Origin of the sequence: Litoribrevibacter albus, from assembly GCF_030159995.1 — a bacterium.
GTDB classification, from domain to species: domain Bacteria; phylum Pseudomonadota; class Gammaproteobacteria; order Pseudomonadales; family Litoribrevibacteraceae; genus Litoribrevibacter; species Litoribrevibacter albus.
Genome location: NZ_BSNM01000011.1, coordinates 441,524 through 464,010, shown reverse-complemented (window position 1 = coordinate 464,010; position 22,487 = coordinate 441,524). Strand labels below are relative to the sequence as shown.

Annotated in this window: 19 protein-coding genes; 11 read left to right on the top strand and 8 right to left on the bottom strand. The window is 45.9% G+C overall.

Features of this window, described 5'->3' with window-relative positions; translation table 11 throughout:
* The first annotated feature begins 123 nt into the window (after nucleotides 1–123).
* Nucleotides 124–1,092: a YheT family hydrolase gene (locus QQL66_RS09155; protein WP_284380894.1), complete on the top strand. Its 969-nt coding sequence runs from the start codon at nucleotides 124–126 to the stop codon at nucleotides 1,090–1,092.
* 66 nt (nucleotides 1,093–1,158) lie between these two features.
* On the top strand, nucleotides 1,159–1,641 hold the full coding sequence (locus QQL66_RS09150; RefSeq protein WP_284380893.1) for a CBS domain-containing protein: 483 nt from the start codon (nucleotides 1,159–1,161) through the stop codon (nucleotides 1,639–1,641).
* Here the strand turns inward: QQL66_RS09150 and QQL66_RS09145 are convergent.
* Entirely contained in the window at nucleotides 1,638–1,991 is a 354-nt protein-coding gene (locus tag QQL66_RS09145; protein WP_284380891.1) for a hypothetical protein, read from the bottom strand. The genes QQL66_RS09150 and QQL66_RS09145 overlap by 4 nt on opposite strands.
* A gap of 58 nt (nucleotides 1,992–2,049) precedes the next feature.
* On the bottom strand, nucleotides 2,050–2,463 hold the full coding sequence (locus QQL66_RS09140; protein WP_284380890.1) for a hypothetical protein: 414 nt from the start codon (nucleotides 2,461–2,463) through the stop codon (nucleotides 2,050–2,052).
* 82 nt (nucleotides 2,464–2,545) lie between these two features.
* Here QQL66_RS09140 and QQL66_RS09135 point away from each other — a divergent pair, with 82 nt between their 5' ends.
* Nucleotides 2,546–3,337: a substrate-binding periplasmic protein gene (locus tag QQL66_RS09135; protein WP_284380889.1), complete on the top strand. Its 792-nt coding sequence runs from the start codon at nucleotides 2,546–2,548 to the stop codon at nucleotides 3,335–3,337.
* A gap of 78 nt (nucleotides 3,338–3,415) precedes the next feature.
* Here the strand turns inward: QQL66_RS09135 and QQL66_RS09130 are convergent, their stop codons facing one another.
* On the bottom strand, nucleotides 3,416–6,175 hold the full coding sequence (locus QQL66_RS09130; RefSeq protein ID WP_284380888.1) for a DUF349 domain-containing protein: 2,760 nt from the start codon (nucleotides 6,173–6,175) through the stop codon (nucleotides 3,416–3,418).
* Nucleotides 6,176–6,382: 207 nt separating this feature from the next.
* Nucleotides 6,383–7,348, bottom strand: coding sequence for a class 1 fructose-bisphosphatase (locus tag QQL66_RS09125; RefSeq protein ID WP_284380887.1), 966 nt, complete (start codon nucleotides 7,346–7,348; stop codon nucleotides 6,383–6,385).
* 212 nt (nucleotides 7,349–7,560) lie between these two features.
* On the opposite strand from QQL66_RS09125, the gene mpl reads away from it, so the two are divergent.
* Nucleotides 7,561–8,934, top strand: coding sequence for a UDP-N-acetylmuramate:L-alanyl-gamma-D-glutamyl-meso-diaminopimelate ligase (gene mpl / locus QQL66_RS09120; RefSeq protein WP_284380886.1), 1,374 nt, complete (start codon nucleotides 7,561–7,563; stop codon nucleotides 8,932–8,934).
* Between the two features lie 7 nt (nucleotides 8,935–8,941).
* Nucleotides 8,942–9,571, top strand: coding sequence for a flavin prenyltransferase UbiX (locus tag QQL66_RS09115; RefSeq protein WP_284380885.1), 630 nt, complete (start codon nucleotides 8,942–8,944; stop codon nucleotides 9,569–9,571).
* Nucleotides 9,572–9,747: 176 nt separating this feature from the next.
* Here QQL66_RS09115 and QQL66_RS09110 read toward each other — a convergent pair whose 3' ends face one another.
* The 4 genes from QQL66_RS09110 to gatC all read right to left on the bottom strand — a co-directional run bounded on the left by QQL66_RS09110 (nucleotide 9,748) and on the right by gatC (nucleotide 13,507).
* Complete coding sequence (locus QQL66_RS09110) at nucleotides 9,748–9,939, bottom strand: PA3496 family putative envelope integrity protein (RefSeq protein WP_284380883.1); 192 nt, start codon at nucleotides 9,937–9,939, stop codon at nucleotides 9,748–9,750.
* Nucleotides 9,940–10,145: 206 nt separating this feature from the next.
* Nucleotides 10,146–11,597: an Asp-tRNA(Asn)/Glu-tRNA(Gln) amidotransferase subunit GatB gene (gene gatB / locus QQL66_RS09105; protein ID WP_284380882.1), complete on the bottom strand. Its 1,452-nt coding sequence runs from the start codon at nucleotides 11,595–11,597 to the stop codon at nucleotides 10,146–10,148.
* 96 nt (nucleotides 11,598–11,693) lie between these two features.
* Nucleotides 11,694–13,148, bottom strand: a complete 1,455-nt coding sequence (gatA, locus tag QQL66_RS09100; protein WP_284380881.1) for an Asp-tRNA(Asn)/Glu-tRNA(Gln) amidotransferase subunit GatA — start codon at nucleotides 13,146–13,148, stop codon at nucleotides 11,694–11,696.
* Between the two features lie 71 nt (nucleotides 13,149–13,219).
* A complete protein-coding gene (gene gatC, locus QQL66_RS09095) occupies nucleotides 13,220–13,507 on the bottom strand; it encodes an Asp-tRNA(Asn)/Glu-tRNA(Gln) amidotransferase subunit GatC (protein ID WP_284380880.1) in 288 nt (95 codons plus the stop codon).
* 470 nt (nucleotides 13,508–13,977) lie between these two features.
* On the opposite strand from gatC, the gene QQL66_RS09090 reads away from it, so the two are divergent.
* The 6 genes from QQL66_RS09090 (at nucleotide 13,978) to QQL66_RS09065 (ending at nucleotide 22,479) form a co-directional block, all read left to right on the top strand.
* Entirely contained in the window at nucleotides 13,978–15,021 is a 1,044-nt protein-coding gene (locus tag QQL66_RS09090; protein WP_284380879.1) for a rod shape-determining protein, read from the top strand.
* 156 nt (nucleotides 15,022–15,177) lie between these two features.
* On the top strand, nucleotides 15,178–16,059 hold the full coding sequence (mreC, locus tag QQL66_RS09085) for a rod shape-determining protein MreC (protein ID WP_284380877.1): 882 nt from the start codon (nucleotides 15,178–15,180) through the stop codon (nucleotides 16,057–16,059).
* Nucleotides 16,056–16,547 carry a rod shape-determining protein MreD gene (gene mreD, locus QQL66_RS09080; RefSeq protein ID WP_284380876.1) on the top strand — a complete coding sequence of 164 codons (492 nt, stop codon included), beginning with the start codon at nucleotides 16,056–16,058 and terminating at the stop codon, nucleotides 16,545–16,547. The genes mreC and mreD overlap by 4 nt, the downstream gene beginning before the upstream one ends.
* Before the next feature lie 17 nt (nucleotides 16,548–16,564).
* Nucleotides 16,565–17,149: a Maf family protein gene (locus tag QQL66_RS09075; RefSeq protein ID WP_284380875.1), complete on the top strand. Its 585-nt coding sequence runs from the start codon at nucleotides 16,565–16,567 to the stop codon at nucleotides 17,147–17,149.
* The gene (gene rng, locus QQL66_RS09070) at nucleotides 17,134–18,636 is read left to right on the top strand and encodes a ribonuclease G (RefSeq protein WP_284380873.1); all 1,503 of its coding nucleotides are present in this window, start codon (nucleotides 17,134–17,136) and stop codon (nucleotides 18,634–18,636) included. The genes QQL66_RS09075 and rng overlap by 16 nt, the downstream gene beginning before the upstream one ends.
* 3 nt (nucleotides 18,637–18,639) lie before the next feature.
* Complete coding sequence (locus QQL66_RS09065) at nucleotides 18,640–22,479, top strand: YhdP family phospholipid transporter (protein ID WP_284380872.1); 3,840 nt, start codon at nucleotides 18,640–18,642, stop codon at nucleotides 22,477–22,479.
* Nucleotides 22,480–22,487: the final 8 nt, after the last annotated feature.

Genomic DNA, 22,487 nt, shown 5'->3' with positions numbered 1-22,487 from the left:
TATTCATTTTTTAGGTCAAGTTTTCCGGTGTTTGATTTTGTTCTAGTCTGAGAATGTGTTTTGACCTTTATAGGTGTTTTCGGCCTAATAGCGCTATTGGAATTGAGGCTTGGAGAAGCTGTTATGTTGATTGAGCGTTCGAGTTACCGTGCGCCTTGGTGGTTAAGGAATGGACATCTGAATACCATTTATCCATCGTTATTCCGTAAACTGCATTTGCCATTCAGTGCCAGAGAAACCATTGATACGGATGATCAGGATTTGCTTTGCCTGGATTGGTATCGTATCAATCAAGGGGCCTCGAATCGTAAGTTAGTGATTGTCTCGCATGGCTTGGAAGGTCACAGCGAACGTCCTTACGTGTTAGGGATGTGCCGTAAAATGAACGCAATGGGCTACGATGCTCTGGCGTGGAACTTCCGTTCTTGCGGTCCCTTTATGAATCGACAAAAACGTTTTTATCACAGTGGTGCTACCGAAGATTTAGCTCAGGTGATTGAGCACGCTCAAAAAGACTACGATCACATTGCTTTAGTCGGTTTTAGCATGGGGGGTAATCTCAGTCTGTTGCATTGTGGCCGAGAGCACCGGAGCTTAGATCCGAAAGTTCGCGTTGTGGTTGGTGTCTCTGTCCCGTGTGATCTGGAAGGGTGTGCTTATGAGTTGGCCAAGCGTGAGAATCAAATCTACATGAAGCGCTTCTTGAAAGACCTTCGCAGTAAGATGCATCTGAAGCATAGCCAATTTCCTGATATTCCTACGGAACCATTAGCACGCATCAAAAACTTCCAGGAATTTGATGATCTGTATACCGCGCCTTTGCATGGCTTCGATGATGCGCAGGATTATTGGAATAAATCCAGTTGCCTGGGGTATCTTGATCAAATTCAAATACCGGCATTGGTGGTGAATGCCAAGGATGATCCGTTTTTATCTGAATCCGCATACCCATACTCAAGACTGGAATCGTTGGATCATGTCTATCTGGAAACGCCTGAACATGGCGGGCATGTCGGATTTGTTTCGTTCCAACCCGATGGAAGTTATTGGATTGAGCAACGTGTGGCCGAGTTTTTAGCGACACATTTTTAAGTACTTGGTTACAAAAGAAACTTCTATACTCTTAGAAAGGATGCAGCAACAAGCAGGAGAAAAAGGATGAAAGTATCAGATTTAATGACTCCTAACGTCGAGACGGTGAAGATGGATACGCTTCTCTCCGACATATGGAAGATTTTCAAACAACACAGGTTTCATCATCTACCTGTGGTGGATGAGCATAATAAGTTGATCGGGATGATTTCTGATCGTGATGTGCTCTACCATATTTCACCTCGTGTAGAGTCTGGTAATGCCACGGTGGCGGAAATTGAAGTTCTGAGAAAACCTGCACATCAGTTTATGAGTCGAGGGCCGTTGACTGTGTATCCGAATACCAGTGCTGCCCGTGCCTTACGTACCATCATCGAACAATCGGTCTCTTGTTTGCCTGTGGTGGACGACGAGAAAAACTTGTTGGGCATTCTGACGTGGCGGGATGTGATTAAGTTTGTGTTACGTCGAGTGGAGGGCGGTGACGCTTCGGCAAACGAACATGATCCGTCTGAAGGAAGCGTCGAGCCGGTTCAGGCAGGTGATTAACAGGTTTCTTTGAGGTGAAAGACCTTATCCATCAGGTTAGAAAAGTTTTCCAGCATCTTAGCGCGTTGTTCTAAGCTGGTGGCATAAGCTTCCTGATTCAGGTAGTTACCTGCTTTCTCCTGGCTGTATTCCCGCAGCATATGCAGACTGGGTTTGAGTAATTTCCATGCCTGGTCTGCAGTGGTTTTACATTGCTGTGGATTTTCTTCTGCAGCAGTGATCAATTTTTCAATCTTCAATTTGTTGCTAATCAGCATAAGTAAGGGCGAGTGCTTGCCTCCCGCTCGACTCTCTAGTGAAAAAAGGCAGGTGATGATAATGCTGAAACAAATAACTGCTTTAATGTTCATTGGTATGCGTCTCGATTGACGGGTTAGGTCGAAAGAGTATGTATGTTGTTTGGTCGGATTATTCTTTGCTGTCAAAGAAATAACGAGCGCCTAACATGAATTCGGTGTTATCGAAGTCGACATTTAAACGGAAATAGCCATCAAGACGATGATTCGATACTTTGAAGTGCTTATCGAACTCAACACCTAACAAACCTTGAACATCGCTTTCAGCCCCACCTAAACCGAAATAAGGGGCGACGCCTACACCATACTTCTCAATAAGTGGATCCGTTTTGACACTGACTCCCACCACTTCAGGTCCAAAAAAGACTTGGGGATGTAGCCCGAATTCGGTTTCGTGATAGACCTCTATGTAAGGATTTTGTTCTACCCAATAACCCGCACCGATGGAATCAATCTGAAACTCTGCATGACTCTGAGAAGCAAATGTTAAAAAACTTGCTGAGAGGACAGCCAGAATGGGACGCATATTCTATCCTTAAGTAGTTATTATTTTTTTTGATTATTCTAAGTTCAGACCATCATATAAAGATGTTAACTGGGAAGCAAAAATGAATTTCAAATTCTTGGTTATGATCCGGGTTTGCCTTGTGATCTCCTGCTTTGGTTGGATGGCTTCCGCGGCACATGGTACGGAAACAATTACCACTGGGGATTTGTATCCACCCTATGTCGATAAAAGCCTGCCTGAAAACGGTCTGATGGTGCCGATCATTAAAAAAATATTTGATAAGACCGAAAACTATTACGACAACGAGATCATTTATCAACCTTGGGTTCGGGGCTATGAACAAACAAAGCAGGGAATACATTTAGGTACCTTCCCATATGTGTGGGATAAAGAGCGAGATAAGGACTTTTATTATTCTGAAGCCGTTTTTGATATTGGCAGCTATTTGTTTGTACGTGATGAAGTAGAAGAAGAGGAGTGGTCTGTTGAGCTGTTAAAGCAGAAAAACTGGACGCGTATTTGCCGTCCGAATGGCTATTCCGTTGAAGAATTAAGAGAACCTCTGCTCTCATTGATGGATTTCACGGTCTATTCACCTTCGGATTTACCAGACTGTTTTCGTCTTTTGGAGAAGGGCCGAATGGATATCATTCCGATAGAAAAACTCACAGGTGAATACACGCTGTTCAGTCATGTGGGTGGACTCAAGGTGAAGGTGTTCAAGAATTCAGTCTTTAAGGCAGGATTGTACTTTATTGTCTCGAAGCAACGAAAAGACGCAAAACAGATTATTCAGCAATTCAATGATGCATTGAAAGCGGCAAAGGAGTCGGGAGAATTTGATTTGTGGATTAAGGATTTTTACGATCGACTGGCGGTTGAACGTCAGTAAACTTAATCTGCATCGTTCGGCTGCATGGCACGACTTGATTGAATGCCCTGACCTGAGACGTCAGGGCATTCAAGCGCATTACTTATACTCTAGCGCCACCAGTAGGCGATTGAGATACTCGTCGAAGTTATGACTTGGTACTTCCAGGCTTAACCACTCAGAAAGCAACGAAGTGGTTGTTTCCTTTTGATTCTCACCTGATGTCATGCCGCGAGACAAACGCTCAACTTGCAGAGACATACGCAAGCTTTGGTCTGCGTCTGGCGAAGGCTTGTCTGCAATGATTTCACTGCGGATACACAACTCGCGTAACTTATCTTCAGTAGTTGGTTGCAGGCTGGATTTACCAGAAAGCAGGGCGCTCCATGCTGACTCCAACACTTTTCCAAGCTTATCATCGTCAATGTTGAGGGCCTGCCATTGTTGAGTTGCTTCGTCTTCTGGCAACGACTTGGTGCTGATGCTTTGATAGATTCGAAGTTTTTCAACCAGCGCTTCACCTTGTTTTGCTTTGTGAGCTCGCTTCAGTTCTGACATGCGTTCTTTAACGAGATCAGACGCTTCACGATAGCGTTCTTCCAAGGCTTCATAATGGTCTCTTGGCAGACTGCCTAAATTCCCATAATTACCTTGCAGTTCTCTTAATTTTGCAGCCAGCTCTTTGGCTTCTTCAACGTCTGATTGAGCCAGTTGTTTGATCTGGTCAATAATCTCAGCGGCTTGGTGAAGATTAGTTTCACGTTGATCTTGTTGCTCTTTCCATTGATCCGAGCGCTTACCGAACAGCTCATCACAGACCTCGCGGAATTCCTTCCATAGGTGTTGTTCCTGGCGACGGTGACAGATGCCTACTTCTTGCCATTGCTTCTGAAGCGTCTTCGCTTTATCGGTAGCTTGTTTCAGATTATCAAGCGATAGTAACTCTTTCGATTGCTCAAGAAGATCTTGTTTGGTTTGAGTGTTCTTATCGCGCTCAGCTTTGATACGGTCTTTCAGTAAATGCAAAGGTTGATCGAAACTGTCTTGGATTTTCTTCACTTCTGCACGATCCACCGGCGTTGCTTGCTTCCATTCTTCAATGGATTGCTTGTATAGCTTGTCGATGACTTTCCAGTCCGCTTTTTCCCAATCGACTTTTTCAACGAACTCGGTCAGCTGTGTAATGATGGATTTGCGGAGTTCGAGGTTCTGTTCACGCAATGCACCCACGGCTTCAAAGTAAGGTTTGCAGCGCTCATTGACCTTGTCGGACGCATCTTTGAAGCGATGCCAAAGCGCCTGGCCATAGTTGTTGTCGCCATAGCCCAGTTCGCGCCAATCGTTACGTGCTTGTTTTAACTGTGACGACAGGGTTTCTAGCGGCATGTCAGCATCAACCAGAGACTCCATGCGATCACACAACTCTTCCAGTTTTGGAAGAACCGCGTAGTCCTGCCAGTCTTTCATTTCTTTGAATTTGTATTGAAGTTGACGTAGACGCTTATTGATCTTGCGCTCGTTTGGCCAACTTTGCATCAGTTCCTGAGCCTGACGAAGGTTATGATAAATTCCTTTCAGGGTGCCTTCGGTCAGCATCTCTTCTGCCTTAGACAGTAATTCGTCTGCTTGTTTGCAGTCTTGCTTTAGGTTGCTGCGAACACGGCGTTGCTCTTTCTGTGCATCGCCCAAGGCATTGTGAGCCTGAGTCAGTAATTCTGGTTCTTTAAGCTCTGACGGCCAGTTCAGTGAAGCCAGGAAGGATTTCAACGCGTCCAGATCAGGCGTCTCAGAATTCAGAAGGGCTTGCAGCTCTTCTTTCTTTTCTTCCAGAGTATCTTTGGCTTGAATGAAGTGTTCTAGGGATTTACAGACACGAGCGTAACGATTTTCCAGAGACTTGGATGGTTTGGTGGTCTCGCAACTGTCTTGCCAACGGTTGGCTTGTGTTTTAAGTAACGCATTCAAGGCCGGGCTGTTGAAGTCGCCTTGTTCGATGATGCCATCTTGTTCGCTTTCAAGCAGAGTAATTGTTGCTTCCTGCTCTTCCTTAGCGTCTTTGTGTGCTTCAACCTGAGCCTGCTTCTCACTTTCTGCATGATAATGCTCGGCGATGATTTGCTTACACTGGTTTAGTGCGGTTTCAAACTGTGCTTGATACTCGCTGTTTGCATCGGCTTTAATTTTGTTCCAGCGCGTTTGTAGCGTATCCAGTTTTGCTTCACACAAAGGCTGATAAGGCAGTTTTGCCTGCTGTTCTGCGGCTTGAATGGTTTGGATGATCTCAGCTTCCGCCATCGCTTGGCGTTCGCGTGCTTCATTCAGTGAAGAAAGCTTGTCACGAATAATTTTCTGACAACCTTTGTCTTTGCCTTTTACTGCTTTCTCTAACTCTTCAAGAATGGCTTCATCGGAAATTTCAACGGTCGCTTGTTGTCGAACCGCAGCCACTCGTGCTTGCTCTGCAATTTTAGCCAGTTGTTTTTGATCGGTGATTTGCGACACCAGTTCGCTGATGGTTGGTAGATTTGGTAGGGAGATCACCAAGTCTCTAATTTGTTGCGGGTCTTTAGGCCAGTTTTGTTTGTTTTCAATTGAAAGCGTGTCGCTGAGTCGACCTTGAGCGAGAGATTGAATGCTTTTGTTGTTGCTGTGGCTTAGCTCAATCAGGTGATCGAGTTGGGAAATTTGAAGAATGGCAGTTTGTTTGACTTTGTCGGAGGTATCGTTGGTTAACACCTGGATCAGAATGTCTTTTTGCTCTGGGTTCTGATCGGAAAGTTGTGATACTGCAGTTGCTCTTACATCTTCTGATTTATGTTGCCATTTTGGTTTGAAAATTTGTTTAAAAAAGTTTGCCACAGTCTATTCCTCGATATTAGGCTGATCTTTCGATCAGCGTCGAGGGTTAAGTCGAAACTTAACCGCTCGATAGAGTAGGTAGTTAGTTTCTTGGGCTTGGCCTAGACCTAGCCCGGATGGGGATTACCCCGTTGTTATTCTTGTGCAACTTGTTTGCAGTCCGATCGTTGTAGTACAACTGGGAATCAGCACTGCCCACCCGTTGTACTAGGAATTGTGGTACGACGCTGCTCTTTCTACTTCTTCTTTTGAGCCCAGGAATACCGGAACACGTTGATGGATTTCAGTTGGCTGAACGTCCAACATGCGTTCTTTATCGGTACAGCATAAACCGCCTGCCTGCTCGACCAAAAACGCCATAGGATTACCTTCATACATCAAACGTAGTTTACCTGGCTTGTTTGGTTCACGGCTGTCCCATGGATACATGAAAATTCCGCCGCGAGTAAGAATACGGTGAACTTCTGCGACCATCGCGGCAACCCAGCGCATGTTAAAGCGTTTACCAATCGGACCTTCTTCTCCGGCCAGCAAGTCCGCAACGTAGTTTTGAACAGGCTCTGCCCAAAAACGTTGGTTAGACATGTTGATTGCGAATTCTTTGGTTTGCTCCGGGATTTGAACCTTAGCGTTGGTAAGTACGTACTCACCGATGGTGTGATCCAGTGTCCACATAGAGACGCCTTGACCGGTTGTGATTACAAGAATGCTGGATGGACCATAAAGAACGTAACCTGCTGCCACCTGGTTAGATCCTGCTTGAAGGAAATCTTCACCAAGATCTGAATTGCCGGTGGTGTTCATGATCGAGAAAATGGTGCCAACGGAAACATTGATGTCGATATTGGAGGAGCCATCCAGCGGATCGTAGGTTACCAGGTACTGACCACCGTCATTGCCAGGTACGGCAAAATCTTCTTCTTCAGACGCGATGCCATGAACGTAAGGTGATTGTTTTAGTGCATCTTTCAAAAGATCGTTAGAGATAACGTCCAGCTTCTTTTGAGTTTCACCTTGTACGTTTTCATCTTCGGTTGAGCCAAGAACTCCGGCTAGAGCGCCTTGTTGCAATCTAAAAGATATGTCCTTGCTGGCAGACAAAATTCGTTGAATTACGTCAATAAGCGAGGCATCACACCCTTGCTGCGTTAAGGCGTCTTTAATTGTGGTCATTCTTTAAGCTCCAAACGTTTAACCGTAAAAAATTGCCGCCAATTCTATCTAAAAAAGGAAAATTTTGCGACGAGAAAAGGCAAGGGTTATGCTTTGTCGACGAATGTCAAAATTCAGCGTGATGATGTGTTTCTTTTATGCTCGTGTGTGCGCTGGTTTCTATAATACCTAAAGCATTGGTTTGACGGTTTAAGCAAAGGATTTCAGTCGATATGCATATTCATATTCTCGGTGTCTGTGGCACTTTCATGGGTGGTTTGGCGCAGATAGCGAAACAGTTGGGGCATAAAGTGACGGGCTCGGATGCAAATGTCTATCCGCCGATGAGTGACCAACTGGAAGCGGCCGGTATTGAGCTTATCGAAGGGTTTGATCCTGCCCAGCTGGATTCCAAGCCGGATTTGGTGGTGATCGGCAATGCCATGAGCCGTGGAAATCCGTGTGTTGAGCGAATTCTTAATGAAAATATTCCTTATACCTCTGGTCCGCAATGGTTAGGTGATCATCTGTTGCGCGATAAGTGGGTGTTGGCGGTGTCGGGTACTCATGGAAAAACCACTACATCGAGTATGTTGGCTTGGGTATTGGAGTTTGCTGGATTTAAACCGGGCTATTTGATTGGTGGTGTGCCTCAAAACTTTGGTGTTTCTGCTCGTGTTGGCGAAAGTGATTTTTTCGTTATTGAGGCGGATGAGTACGACAGTGCGTTTTTTGATAAGCGTTCAAAGTTCGTACATTACCATGCAAATACCTTGTTGATTAATAACATCGAATTTGATCATGCGGATATCTTTCGCGACTTGGAAGCAATAAAAACCCAGTTTCATCATGCGGTACGTACGGTGCCCTCGAATGGCATGGTGATCAGTCAAGCAATGGAAGAAAATGTTCAGGATGTTTTGGCACGGGGTTGTTGGAGTGATCGAAACACGTTATCTATCGACGGTCAGGACGCTGATTGGCAAGCTGTATTGGTGAACCCTGATGGTTCGGCATTTGACGTGAGCTTTGAGGGTAAGACTGTCGCTCGCGTCGAGTGGTCGCTGCTGGGAATGCATAATGTATCAAACGCTTTGGGCGTCTTTGCGGCTGCGCGAAGTATCGGTATTTTACCCGAGGTGGTAGCTGATGCCTTGGGGAATTTTAAAAATGTAAAACGTCGTCTGGAAGTAAAGGGGCAAGTCGCAGGTGTTACTGTCTATGATGACTTTGCACATCACCCAACCGCCATTCGTTTAACTCTGGAAGGTGTTCGAAGCCGAGTAGGGGAGCAGCCGATTATTGCAGTGTTAGAGCCTCGTTCTAATACGATGAAAATGGGTGTTCATAACGACCTTTTGGAAGCCTCGGTAAAATCCGCAGACAGAAGCTATTGGTATCAGGCTGACACTCTGGATTATCAGTTAGCCGACTACCTTGGTGATGCGCCTCACAATATCGTGGTCACGGATTTGAATGAATTGATTATGCAGGTGTGCGCAGCTGCGAAGCCAGGGACTCACATTGTCTGTATGAGCAATGGGAGCTTTGGTGGTATTCATCAAAAACTTTTAGATCAATTAGCAACTTTGCAGTCCAGAAATTGAGAGAAGTATGCAGACTCAATCTAATCAATTAACGCCCGTTACTGTCGCAATGACAGGTGCTTCCGGTGTGCAATATGGCATGCGTTTGATGGAGTGCCTGTTTGCCCAGAATGTGCCGGTATTCTTAATGGTATCGAAAGCGGCGCAAATGGTAATTACCACAGAGACAGAAGAAAGCTGGCCTGCCAATCCAGATGCATTAAAGGCGTATTTGGTCGAAAAATACGACATTGGCGACAACTTGCTTCAGGTCTTTGGCCGTGAAGACTGGTTAGCTCCTGTGGCGTCAGGGTCAAGTGGCCCAGGGCAAATGGTGATTTGTCCGTGCAGTACCGGCACACTATCGGCGATTGCTTGTGGTGCGAGTAACAATTTGATTGAGCGTGCGGCCGACGTTGTATTGAAAGAGCGTAAGAAATTAATTTTGTTGGTCCGAGAAATGCCGTTATCGGAGATTCATCTTGAGAATATGCTCAAGTTGAGTCGAATGGGGGCTGTGGTGATGCCAGCAGCACCAGGATTTTATCATCAGCCTGAGTCGATCGATGATATGGTGGACTTTGTGGTTGCCAGAGTGTTGGATCAGCTCTCGATACCACAAACAATGGTTCCTCGCTGGGGCTATGGGCAAGACTGAAATCCACATATGACGTTTCGATGAAATTTTTATGAAAGGGCAGATCTGCTCTTTTGTGGTGCGTTTTTGCAGGGCTTTTCTGACTAAGTGGTTGATTTTTAAGTGGGGTGGTGACGGTTTGTGTGTGACCATAGGTAACAGGGTGTTACCTATGGTTCTGGTAGGTTTAATGCGTTTTAAAGTTCATCAAACCAGAATTCTTCAAGATTTTTGGTGAGCTGACGCTCTTCCTGGTAGGCTTCAATGCTCCTTCGTGCGGCCAGTCGCTTAGCGGCAGTGTTCTTGCGGCCTCTTTTCCCTTTCTCTTTCGTAGGTTCGTCGTCTTTTAGATCATAAGATTCAATGAATAGTTCTTCTGCTGCGCCCATCTTGCAGTCTCCCCTGTTTCCTATTTGTAATTTTGAGTTTCCTTAAGAACATCAAGAATATTGCAACTAGAATGCCAACACTGTGTTTCAATTTTTTGAACAAAAATTGAACACCTTGTGTCAAGGTGGGGCATGGGGAAAGATGAGGGGGAAGGGCATAAAAAAAGCCGGGTGGTATACCCGGCTTGTAAGAGGTTAAAAAGATACTAGCAAAGTGCATCCAGTTTCTTTTTCAATACTTGGTTTACTTGCCCAGGGTTGGCAGCACCTTTAGATGCTTTCATCACCTGGCCAACGAAGAAACCAACCATTTTGCCTCGTTTGTCTGGTTCGGCGGTTACATACTGCTCCACCTGCTGAGGACAGTTTGCAATGACCTCGTCGACGATGGCTTCAATAGCACCTGTGTCAGATACTTGCTTAAGACCTTTCTTCTCGATGATTTCATCCACCGACCCTTCGCCAGCCCATAGAGCTTCAATTACGGTTTTAGCCGCTTTGCTGGAGATGGTGTTGTCTTTGAGTCGAGTCAGCATTTCAGCAAGCTGATCTGCAGATACAGGGCTTTCAGTAATGTCTTTGTCATCTTGATTCAATAGACGAGACAATTCCCCCATTACCCAGTTTGCTGCTAATTTAGCATCGTCAATCTTACTTTGTACGGTTTCAAAAAAATCCGCCATAGCTCGGCTGGCAGAGATGACTGACGCATCGTAATGGCTAAGGCCTAGTTCGTTCTGGAATCGCTCGCATTTCTGATCTGGCAGTTCTGGCAAGCTCTCACGTACCGCTTCCACATAGTCTTGAGTGATGTGGATAGGCAGTAGGTCCGGGCATGGGAAGTAACGGTAGTCGTTGGCTACTTCCTTGCTACGCATAGAACGTGTTTCGTTTTTGTTGGCATCGTACAGACGGGTTTCCTGAACTACTTTGCCGCCGTCTTCAATCAGATCGATTTGACGTTCGATTTCAGCGTTAATGGCTTTCTCGATGAACTTGAACGAGTTTACGTTCTTGATCTCGGTACGCGTACCAAACTCTTCCTGACCTTTCGGGCGGATGGATACGTTACAGTCAGCACGCATAGAGCCTTGCGACATGTTGCCGTCAGACACATCGAGGTATTGAACCAATGAGTGGATCTTCTTAACGTAAGCTACCGCTTCTTTTGCTGAGCGAATGTCAGGCTCGGAAACGATTTCAAGCAGTGGCGTACCCGCACGGTTTAAGTCGATACCGGATTGACCGTCAAAGTCTTCGTGTAGTGATTTACCTGCATCCTCTTCCAAATGAGCGCGGGTTACACCGATACGTTTTACTGTTCCGTCTTCCAGTTCGATGTCCACATGGCCTTTCCCAACGATCGGGTAGTCCATCTGTGTGGTTTGATAGCCTTTTGGCAGATCCGGATAGAAGTAGTTTTTGCGGTCAAATGCTGACTTCATGCCGATCTCGGCATCGATCGCCAAGCCAAAGCGAACGCCAAGTTCGATGGCTTTTTCGTTAACTACCGGTAATACACCTGGCAGGCCAAGGTCTACGGCACACGCCTGAGTATTTGGTTCAGCACCAAAGGTGGTGCTGGCACCAGAAAAAATCTTGGACTCGGTAGCAAGTTGAACGTGGATTTCCAGTCCAATAACCGTTTCCCATTCCATACTGTCTTCCTCTTTCTTTGAGCAGTTTATTTCGTGATGTTTGCTAATGGTTGAGTACCAAAAGGTGGTCGTTTGGTCTCTCTATTCATCTTTCAATTAGGCAAACTGCTCAGGTGTTTTCTTATGCCAATCAGTCGCTTGTTGATACTTATGACCGATGTTCAATAGTTTTGCTTCCTGGAAGTAGTTTCCGATCAGTTGTAAGCCTGTTGGCATACCGTCAGCGAAGCCAGCTGGTACGGTAATGGCTGGTAGTCCAGCCAGGTTTACAGAGATGGTGAAGATGTCTTCCAGATACATGGTGACCGGGTCGCTGGTCTTTTCACCCATTTTGAATGCCGTGGTTGGTGCTGTTGGGCCGGCAATGACATCGACTTCGTTAAAGGCATTGGCAAAGTCGTTCTTGATTAAACGGCGTACTTGCTGTGCTTTTTTGTAGTAGGCGTCGTAATAACCGGCTGATAGTGCATACGCACCAATCATGATGCGTCGCTTCACTTCGTCACCGAAACCTTCACCACGGGAACGTTTGTAGAGATCTTCTAGATTTTGAGGATCTTCACAACGGTAACCATAACGAACACCGTCAAAACGAGACAGGTTAGCTGATGCTTCTGCCGGTGCGATAACATAGTAGGCAGGTACAGACAGGTTAGTGGTCGACAGGCTGATTTCTTTAATGATCGCGCCTTGTTTCTCAAGCTCTTTGATAGAAGCTTCAATCACCGCTTTCACAGAGCCGTTCAGACCTTCTGCAAAATATTCTTTCGGTAGACCAATACGAAGACCTTCTAAACCGTTGTTAAGGTCGGCAGTGTAGTCTTGAACAGGTTGATCCATTGAGGTGGAATCTTTCAGATCCAGACCGGCCATCACATTTAATAGCATTGCAGCGTCTTCGGCGGTTTGTGCCATCGGGCCTGCCTGATCAAGACTGGAAGCGAACGCGATCATCCCCCAGCGGCTAACGCGACCATAGGTTGGTTTCAAACCAGTGATGTTACACATAGAAGCTGGCTGACGGATAGAACCGCCGGTGTCTGTACCTGTAGCAATAGGTGCCAGGCGAGCGGCAACTGCAGCTGCAGAACCACCGGACGAGCCGCCTGGAATCTTATCCAGATCCCAAGGGTTGTGGCAGGCACCGTAGAAGCTTGATTCGTTGGATGAACCCATAGCGAATTCGTCCATGTTGGTTTTACCCAACATGATTAAACCGGATTCGTTACATTTCTGCGTAACGGTTGATTCGTACGGCGCGATGAAGTTGTCCAGCATTTTTGAACCACAGCTGGTCTTTACGCCTTCGGTACAGAAGATGTCTTTGTGAGCGATAGGTATACCGGATAAAGCGCCTGCTTTGCCGTCTGCCCGTAACTGATCTGCTTGCTTGGCTTGTGCCAGCGCATGCTCTTCAGTGACCGTAATGAATGCGTTGGTCTTCTCATCGAGAGATTTAATTCGGTCTAAATAGTGTGATGTTAGCTCGACACTGGAAAACTCTCCGGATTGGAGACCTTGAGCTAACTCAGCTAGCGTTTTGTTATGCATGAAATCTGTCCAATAAAACGTTTAAATGTGTTTTGAATCCAGTTTGGTTAAGGCTGCTGGGTGACAAAAAATCACTCAATTACTTTAGGAACCAGGAATAAGCCTTTGTCTGCGCTTGGCGCATTTTTCTGGAAGTGCTCACGTTGATTGGTTTCGGTGACTTGGTCAGGACGTAGACGTTGAACAGCATCTAGTGGGTTGGCAAGGGGGTCAATGCCATCTGTATCTGCTGCTTGTAGTTGATCAACTAAATCAAGAATGCTGGATAGATTTTCCGCATATTGATCCATTTGAGCTGGTTCAATATTTAAGCGTGCCAGCTCAGCAATTTTTGCCACCTGATCGTGGTCAATGCTCATCTCTTGCTCCTGTGGATGACGTTTCGACTTTAGCGTGAGTAATGATCTGTCATTGCTCTTGTTGGTTGCTGCAATTTTTCTTCAGAAAAACTACTGGAAGCCGATTAGTGGTTCATATCTAAGCACATTTCAAAATATTCGGGTTGTGCTGAATGGGCTAGTTTGTTTGAAACTATCATGTTGCTCGAAACTATATGATGAATTCAGCGAAAGTGCGAGGGAATGCGCTCTTAAATAAACTTGGTATTTTAGGTGAAATTCGGCTACAAAATACATAGCTTCAAGGAATATTAATTAAAACAACAACAAAAGATGCGGAATTAGGCCTTTATGGCTTGCTCTAGCGTTGGCTGGTTGGTACAGTTTGTCTCAATTTTTTCGATATATTGTGAGGGTCTTTCTATCCTTGTTCGGTAACATCTAGGGATAGGTGGTTACTCACTCTATTGCATAAGAGCGTTAAGGCGAATATGAGTCTTTTTAAGAAAATCCGCGGGATGTTTTCCAGCGACCTCTCTATTGATCTTGGTACAGCAAATACATTGATTTACGTCCGTGGGCAGGGTGTTATTTTAGACGAGCCTTCGGTTGTAGCTATTCGAAATCACAACGGCAAGAAAACAGTTGCGGCGGTTGGTACAGATGCAAAACGCATGTTAGGCCGTACGCCAGAGAACATTACAGCGATTCGTCCAATGAAAGATGGCGTAATTGCTGATTTCCATGTGACTGAACGTATGCTTCAGTTCTTCATTAATAAAGTGCACGAAAACAGCATGATCAGCCCAAGCCCTCGTGTGTTGGTGTGTGTTCCATGCAAGGCAACTCAGGTAGAACGTAAAGCGATTAAAGAGTCAGTTCAGGGCGCTGGTGCTCGTGAAGTCTATTTGATCGATGAGCCGATGGCCGCAGCGATTGGTGCCGGTCTTCCTGTAGAAGAAGCTAATGGGTCTATGGTGGTGGATATCGGTGGTGGTACCACTGAAATCGCGATCATTTCTTTGAATGGTATTGTTTACGCAGATTCTGTCAAAGTTGGCGGTGACCGTTTTGACGATGCAATAGTGACTTATGTTCGTCGTAACTACGGCTCGTTGATTGGTGATTCTACTGCTGAGCGCATCAAGCAAGAAATTGGTTCTGCATTCCCGGGTGGCGTGGTTCGTGAAATCGATGTTCGTGGCCGCAACTTGGCGGAAGGTGTACCTCGTAGCTTTACCTTGAACAGCGATGAAATTCTGGAAGCACTTCAGGAAGCGCTTTCTCAGATCGTTCAGGCTGTGAAAAGTGCGTTGGAACAGTGTCCACCTGAATTGGCATCGGACATTGCGGACCGTGGTATTGTACTAACCGGTGGTGGCGCGATGCTTCGTGATCTGGACAAACTGATTACTCATGAAACTGGCTTGCCGGTGATTGTGGCCGAAGATCCGTTGACCTGTGTTGCTCGTGGTGGCGGTATGGCTCTGGAAATGATGGACAAGCAGTCGTTCTCGCTATTAGCGGGTGAGTAAACATTTGGTGAATTCATCACCTGTGTAAAGTGCTTGTTACTTGTGTAAGCCGTTTACAGCCTGCTGTAAGCGGCTTTGCTGTTTAAAATTGATAAGAAAAATGAAGGCCGATCAGTCGTTTAGCGTTGGGCTTTTATTTCTGGATATACTGAATTCATGAAGTCGATTTTTAGTTCAGGTTCATCTCTTTATATGCGGTTACTTATTGTAGCTGTGTTATCTGCCATCCTGATTTTGATCGATAAGACCACCAACTGGTTGGACCCGGCTAAGCGTGTAATTGGGTTAACCACCGTTCCCTTCTATCATTTACTGGACATTCCTTACGAGACCGCTGAAGTAGTCGACGATATGTTGACCAGCCGAGCTGACTTAATTGAAATGAACAAGAAGTTGGCCTCGGAGAACATCATCCTCAAGAAGAACATGCAACGAATGGCGGCATTAACGGCTGAAAATATCCGGTTGCGTGAAACCTTGGGTGGTTCCAAACGTGTTGATGTTGATCATATGCTAACGGAAGTAGTGAGCGTTGATCCTGATCCGTTTGTGCATCGTACGGTTGTTGATGTGGGGTTAAATAACGGCGTTCAGGAAGGGTGGCCGGTTATTGATGCGAAAGGGCTGATCGGACAAGTTGTTGAGGTGGGTTATCACTACTCTCGTGTTCTTTTGATTACCGACAGTACCCATGCGGTTCCTGTGGAAGTTCATCGTAATGGAACGCGCGCCATTGCTGTAGGAACCGGTGATATTAATGAACTGAAACTCATTTATGTTGCCGATACTGCTGATGTTGTGGAAGGGGATTTGTTACTCACCTCTGGCTTGGGGGGTAAGTTTCCACCAGGCTACCCTGTGGCACGCGTGACCTCGGTCTATCACGATCCGGGGAGGCCGTATGCGTTGGTTAAGGCGTTGCCTGTTGCTGAATTGGATCGCAGTCGCCAGTGGTTGGTATTGAAAACGCCAAAAGCAGAAATAGAGCAGGATTTCATTGAGCGAAATGCCCAGAAAGAGGCTGGAGTTGCGAAATGAATGATCATACCCCCAAGAATTGGTACTGGCCATTTTGCGCGGGGATCTTCTGTGCCTTGTTGTTGGAGTTGTGGCCTTTACCTGATTGGTTAGCTGTGGCGCGTCCTGAATGGATGGCGTTGATTTTAATCTTTTGGGTGATGTTTCTTCCTTACAAAGTGGGGGTTATCAGCTGTTGGCTTGTCGGGCTGGTAGTCGATATCTTCAAAGGAGATAACCTCGGGCTGAATGCCATCAAGTATGCGGTGATTGCCTACCTGTGTCTTACCTTGTACCAGCGAATGCGGATGTTTAATTTGTTTCAACAGTCGATGATGGTGTTCTTAATGCTGGGGCTTACTAAGTTAATGAGTTATTGGTGGCAAGAACGAGTAGGTTCGATTTCAGATGTATTATGGTTTTTGTTGCCGTCTCTGGTCAGTGCGCTGTTGTGGCCGTCGATGTACCACATGATTCGCCGTTTAAATCTTAGATGGCATATTCACTAATTTAATTGGTTTCTCTGATGACATTAATACTCGCGTCTCAGTCTCCTCGTCGAAGAGAGTTGCTTGAGCAGCTAGGGGTGACGTTTCACTGCTGTCCGGCAGATATTGATGAAACGCCTTTTCAGCAAGAAAATCCTAACGACTATGTGTTGCGTTTGGCGATTGAGAAAGCACAGGCGGTTGCTAATACGAATCCTGATACGTGGGTATTAGGTTCGGATACTAGTGTGGTGATTGATAATATCATTCTGGGCAAGCCTGAATCGAAAGCGCATGGCGTAGATATGCTGCTGAGTTTGTCTAACCGTAAGCACGAAGTGTTAACGGGTATTGCGCTGGTTCACAATGACGAATGCCATTCTCGACTGGTTTCTGCGCAGGTGTGTTTCCGCGAGATATCAAGAAGCATGGCGGAAGCCTATTGGCATACGCAAGAACCCTGCGATAAGGCAGGGGCGTATGGTATTCAGGGAAAAGGTGGAATGTTAGTGCGCTCAATTGAGGGCAGTTACAGTGCTGTGGTTGGGCTGCCGTTGGCAGAAACTGCGGAATTACTCATGGATGTAGAAATAGAAGGGTGGTGGTCATGGCCTCAGGAATAAAAAACGGTGAGATTCTAGTTAATGTGACCCCGGTGGAAACCCGAGTGGCTGTTGTGGAGAACGGCATGCTGCAAGAGGTCTACATTGAGCGAAGCAATACTCGTGGCATCGTTGGTAATATCTATAAAGGGAAAGTGGTCAGGGTGTTACCTGGGATGCAGGCTGCGTTTGTGGATATTGGTCTTGAGCGAGCGGCGTTTATTCATGCGGCGGATATTAATTTACCTCCCAAGTCTTCTGAGTTTGCCAAGCAAAATCCTGATCACATCAGCGCTTTATTGAATGAAGGTGAAGAGATTGTAGTTCAGGTCACCAAAGACCCTATTGGTACAAAAGGGGCGCGGTTAACCACTCGTATTTCGATTCCTTCCCGCTATCTGGTGTACATGCCGGAAAATGAGCATGTGGGTATTTCTCAGCGTATTGAAGACGAACAAGAGCGGGAGCGTTTAAGACGCATCGTCAGTGAGGCCATTGCGGAAGATGTTGCAGAAGGCACCGCCAACCCTGATGGATTTATTTTAAGAACGGCGGCTGATGGTGTTCCTGAGGAAGACATTCTGACCGATGTGAACTTCCTTCGTCGTTTATGGAGCTATATTTCAGCGAGCATGGTCAATGTGAAAGCACCTGCATTGATTTTTGAAGACTTGCCTTTGTACAAGCGTGCACTGCGAGACTTGGTTCGCCCTAACATCGAAAAAATCCGGATTGACTCCAAAGAGACCTTTCAAAAGTCTCAGCAGTTTTCAGAAAAGTATGTTCCCGAAGTGGTTGAGCAGTTGGAGTATTACCCAGGTGAGCGACCAATCTTTGATTTGTATGGGGTAGAAGATGAGTTACAGCGCGCGTTAACTCGTAAGGTCCAGTTGAAGTCTGGTGGCTATATCATCATTGATCAGACTGAAGCCATGACCACGGTGGATGTGAATACCGGTGGATTTGTCGGTCACAGAAACCTCGAAGAAACCATCTTCAAAACCAATCTGGAAGCCGCAACCGCCATCGGTCGTCAGCTAAGACTGAGAAACTTGGGTGGTATCGTCATTCTCGATTTCATTGATATGGAAGACACCGAGCATCAGCGACAGGTGTTGAGAATGCTCGAGAAACAGTTGGAAAAAGATCATGCTAAAACCAAAATTAGCGGTGTCTCTGAGCTAGGTCTGGTTGAACTGACACGTAAGCGAACTCGTGAAAGTCTGGGGCAGTTATTAACAGAATCTTGTTCATCCTGTGATGGTCGAGGCACGTTAAAAACGGCCGAAACGGTGTGTTATGAGATTTTCCGGGAAATCATTCGTGAATCTCGTGCGTATGGCAGTACCGGTTATATGGTGTTGGCATCCCAACCTGTGGTCGATATGTTGCTTGATGAAGAGTCTGCCAGTGTGGCTGATCTTGAAGAGTTTATCGGTACTCCGATTCAATTTCAGGTGGAGCCGGGGTATTCGCAAGAACAGTTTGATGTGGTGTTATTAGGGTAAGTTATGGCGCTTCCATTAACGACCATTACTCGAAAAGTCGAGCTTTGGCTTTGGCGGCTGTTTTTCGTCTGTGCCATCGTATTTATGCTGACCTGGTCGTTAGCTCAAGTCCTGTTGTGGGGCTATAACCACTATAGCAAGGACATTGAATTCTGGCTGGAAACCCAATCCGGTTATGATTTGGCGTTTTCCAGTTCCCATAACCAGATGTCCGGGTTGAATCCGCTGCTGTCATTTTCAGATCTCAAGGTCGTTAATACCGAGACGAAGGAACCTTTAGCCGAAGCCAAAAACATACTGATTGAATTGAACACGCTGAAGTCGCTTATTTATCTGCGGCCGGTGTTCGATGAGTTTGTGATTGATGCGTTGGAGTTGACGGTCCGGCAGCGAGAAGATCTTTCCTGGTCTTTGGATGGCATTTCCCGAAAAACCACTGACTTAGCGGAGAAAGACAGTCTCGAAATTAATCGCTGGATTGATCTGGTGTTGTATCAGGGGAACTTTGATCTCAGAGAAGCCATTATCCATTTGTATCATGCCGATGAACCGTTCGATCGTCCTCTTAAATTGGATGTGTTGGTTACTAAAAAAGGTGATTACACCACGCTGGAAGGCGAGGTTGAAGGGGACAGAAACCCGATTGATTTGTCCTTTCGGGGAGAAGCCTGGCATTTACCTGGTGAGCCTGCGTTCAACTTTGATTTATTCATCGATGCAGATGATTTGGACTCCCTGGATTGGGCTCAAAATTTTCAGTTAACGGAAAGCTATCGGTTGGATCGCTTGGCCGGTTCAATGAACGTCTGGCTTAACTGGAATTATAGGGGCATGAATTTTGTCGCTGAGTCGAAAGTCAGTGATTTGTCTTTATTGAAGCAGGATGATGATAAACCCCTTGATATTAAGACGGATCGTTTTTATGTCAGTGGCGAGTTCTCTGAAGCGTATTGTTCTATCAATATTCCGTCGGCCAATGTGTCGCTAAATAACGAAAACTATGTCACCAGTTCTCATCGTTTGTTGTGTGATTATTTAGGTAATTGGTGGTGGACGACACCAGAAGTGGATGTTGGCAAACTGAATTCCATGATCAGTTGGTTACCGAATTCCTTTGAGAAATTAAAGAAAGATTTATCGATACTAACCCCACAAGGTCTGCTGAGCTATCCCGTCTTATGGGTTAATCGTGATGGCGATTTCCGTTTTGAAAGCGACCTAAGTGAATTGTCGGTAGAGTCTTGGGAAGGGGCGCCAGGGCTTAATCAATTGAACGGAAAACTGGTGGTTGAAGAGAGTCAGGGATATGTGGAGTTTTCAGCCATGAATCCAACCCTGTCTTATCCGGGAATATTTCGGAATACTCAGGACTTTCATTCCTTGGATGGCCGGGTGGACTGGTGGTTAGATGGAGAGAATCTACGGGTATTCAGTCACGGTTTAAGTATTAATTCAGAGAAGATAGATGCGGCGTTAGGCTTTGCTTTTGAATGGGAATTTTTGTCGGACGAAGCAAGGCTGGCGTTGGATGTTAGTATTTCAAACGCCCAACCGGGTCAGGTGCTTGAGTTTTTGCCGGTAGATCTGGAGCCTGAATTATTAACCTGGATGGATTCGGCACTAACACAGACGCAATTAAATGACGGGCGTTTGCTGCTGACCTTGAGTCTCGATCCGGCCGCGCCAGTGACAGATACCTTGATGATTGACACTAAGGCATCGGGTGAGCAGTTGGTGTACGACCCGGCGTGGCCAGCTGTTGATAATTTCTCAGGGCATTTCGAAATTAATAATAAAGATCTTATTGCGAAAGTATCGGGTGTCACGCTTGGTAATCCGATTGAAGATCTTAGTGTTATTTATCCCGATATCTGGCAGGACGATGCTTCTGACCTGAACATCGCTTTGCATTCTCAGTCGCAATTAAAACGCTATCTCAGGTTTATTCAGCAGAGTCCTTTGGACGCCACTTTAGGTAAGGCGCTACAAGATTGGACGCTGGCTGGTGAGGCGAGTGTACTTGGGGGGCTTACCTTTGATTTGAATACGAATGATATCTCGAATGTTGAATTCGAAGTGTTCCCTCAGAAAGCCAGTGTCATTCTTCCTGGTCTTCCTGAAGTGTCTGACGTTCAAGGTGAAATTGTCTATACCAGTGAGCGTGATTTGGCTGTAAGGCAACTTACCGGACAAGCCTTGGGTGGGAATGTTAGCTTAACGCTCGAAACCAACTCGGATCAGTACCAGATTAAAGGTCGAGGAAAGGCCAAAGTCACTTCATTGTTGGAGTGGCAAACATTACCTGAGTCTTTCAACGAGTATCTGGAAGGTGATGTTGATTATTATTTTAATAGTCAGATTACAGAGAATGAATTCTCGGTCAATGTTCATTCGAGTTTGGAGGGCGTTGTTTCTTCTTTGCCTTATCCGATGACCAAAAATGACGCTGACAAGTCTATGATTTTTGTCTACCAGGGGCGCTCGAATCCTGATCAGGTGAGTCACTCTATTGATGTTGGGGCATTGAATGTGGATTACGAGATACGTCCCAAGACCGGAGTGGAGCGCACGGCTGTGTCCTTTGGTCGTTTACCAAAAGAATCCAGAATCCCGGATCAGGGCACCTTTATTTTTGCTCGATTATCTCAATTGGATTTCAAAGCGTGGGCCAATGTGTTGTCAGGTCTTGAACGTGAGGAAAGCAGTGAGCCTTCATCTATTTATGCGGATGTGATGATTGAGAAAGCGAGTCTCGGTGAGTTGGCCTTCGATAATCTATCCTTGAGCTGCTCTTCTTCGTATTTAGGTCATAGAGTTGCTCTTAGATCTCGTCAGGCCTCCGGTACGATTCGTTTCCCTAAAGGGGATAATCCTATTGATGTGGATTTGGATTATCTCATTTTGCCTCCGGCCGAGCTGCCTGCTGAATCGGACTCAAAATTGAAAGATAAGCCGAAAATTAATACGGCGATTGCTAAAGAAGATCCGTTTGAGAGTCTTAATCCGGCAGACATTCCAGCTACCAATATCAAAATCAGTAAGCTCCAAAAGGGAAGCAAAGAGCTGGGCTTTTGGCGAGCCAGCCTGAGTCCGGTCAAGCAAGGTGTTGTACTGGATATTAAGGAATCAAATTTTGCCGAGATTAATTCCACTGGCCAAATTTGGTGGACATTTAATAACGGTGAACACTCTACGTTCCTGGATGCGTCGATCAAGTCGAGACACATTGATTCAACCTTTAAAACATTAGGCTATGAACCTTCGTTCAAGGCAAAACGGGTTAATTTGGATGTGCTGTCCTATTGGCAAGGTAGCCCAGCAGCGTTTGACCGCTTAACCACTCAGGGAGTGATTGATGTTTCGGTTGAGGATGGGCAGTTTCTTAATGTCTCCAATTCTGCCAGTACTCTGAAGGTCTTTGGCTTGTTCAATCTCAGCTCATTGGGACGTCGATTAAAATTAGACTTTAGCGATGTTTATTCGTCAGGTTTGGCGTTTGATGAGATTACCGGACGTTTGTCGATCAACCAGGCGATTGTGGATATTGAAAACCCAATCGAGATTACCGGTCCAAGTGCCAATATCACCCTTGGCGGAGCAACGAATATGGCGGATGAAACGCTGGATATGGATATGCGTTTGTCCGTTCCTGTGAGTGGTACGTTACCTCTGGCGGTTGTGGTGGCCGGGGTGAACCCTCTGATTGGAGGTATTATGCTGCTTGGGCAAGGTGTTTGGGGTGGCGTAGTTGATCAGTTTACTGGAGTGAACTATCAAATCTCAGGTACTTGGGATGAGCCTGTGATGGAAGCAACCACCAAGGTGGATGCTCCGAGCGAATAGTATTTGGT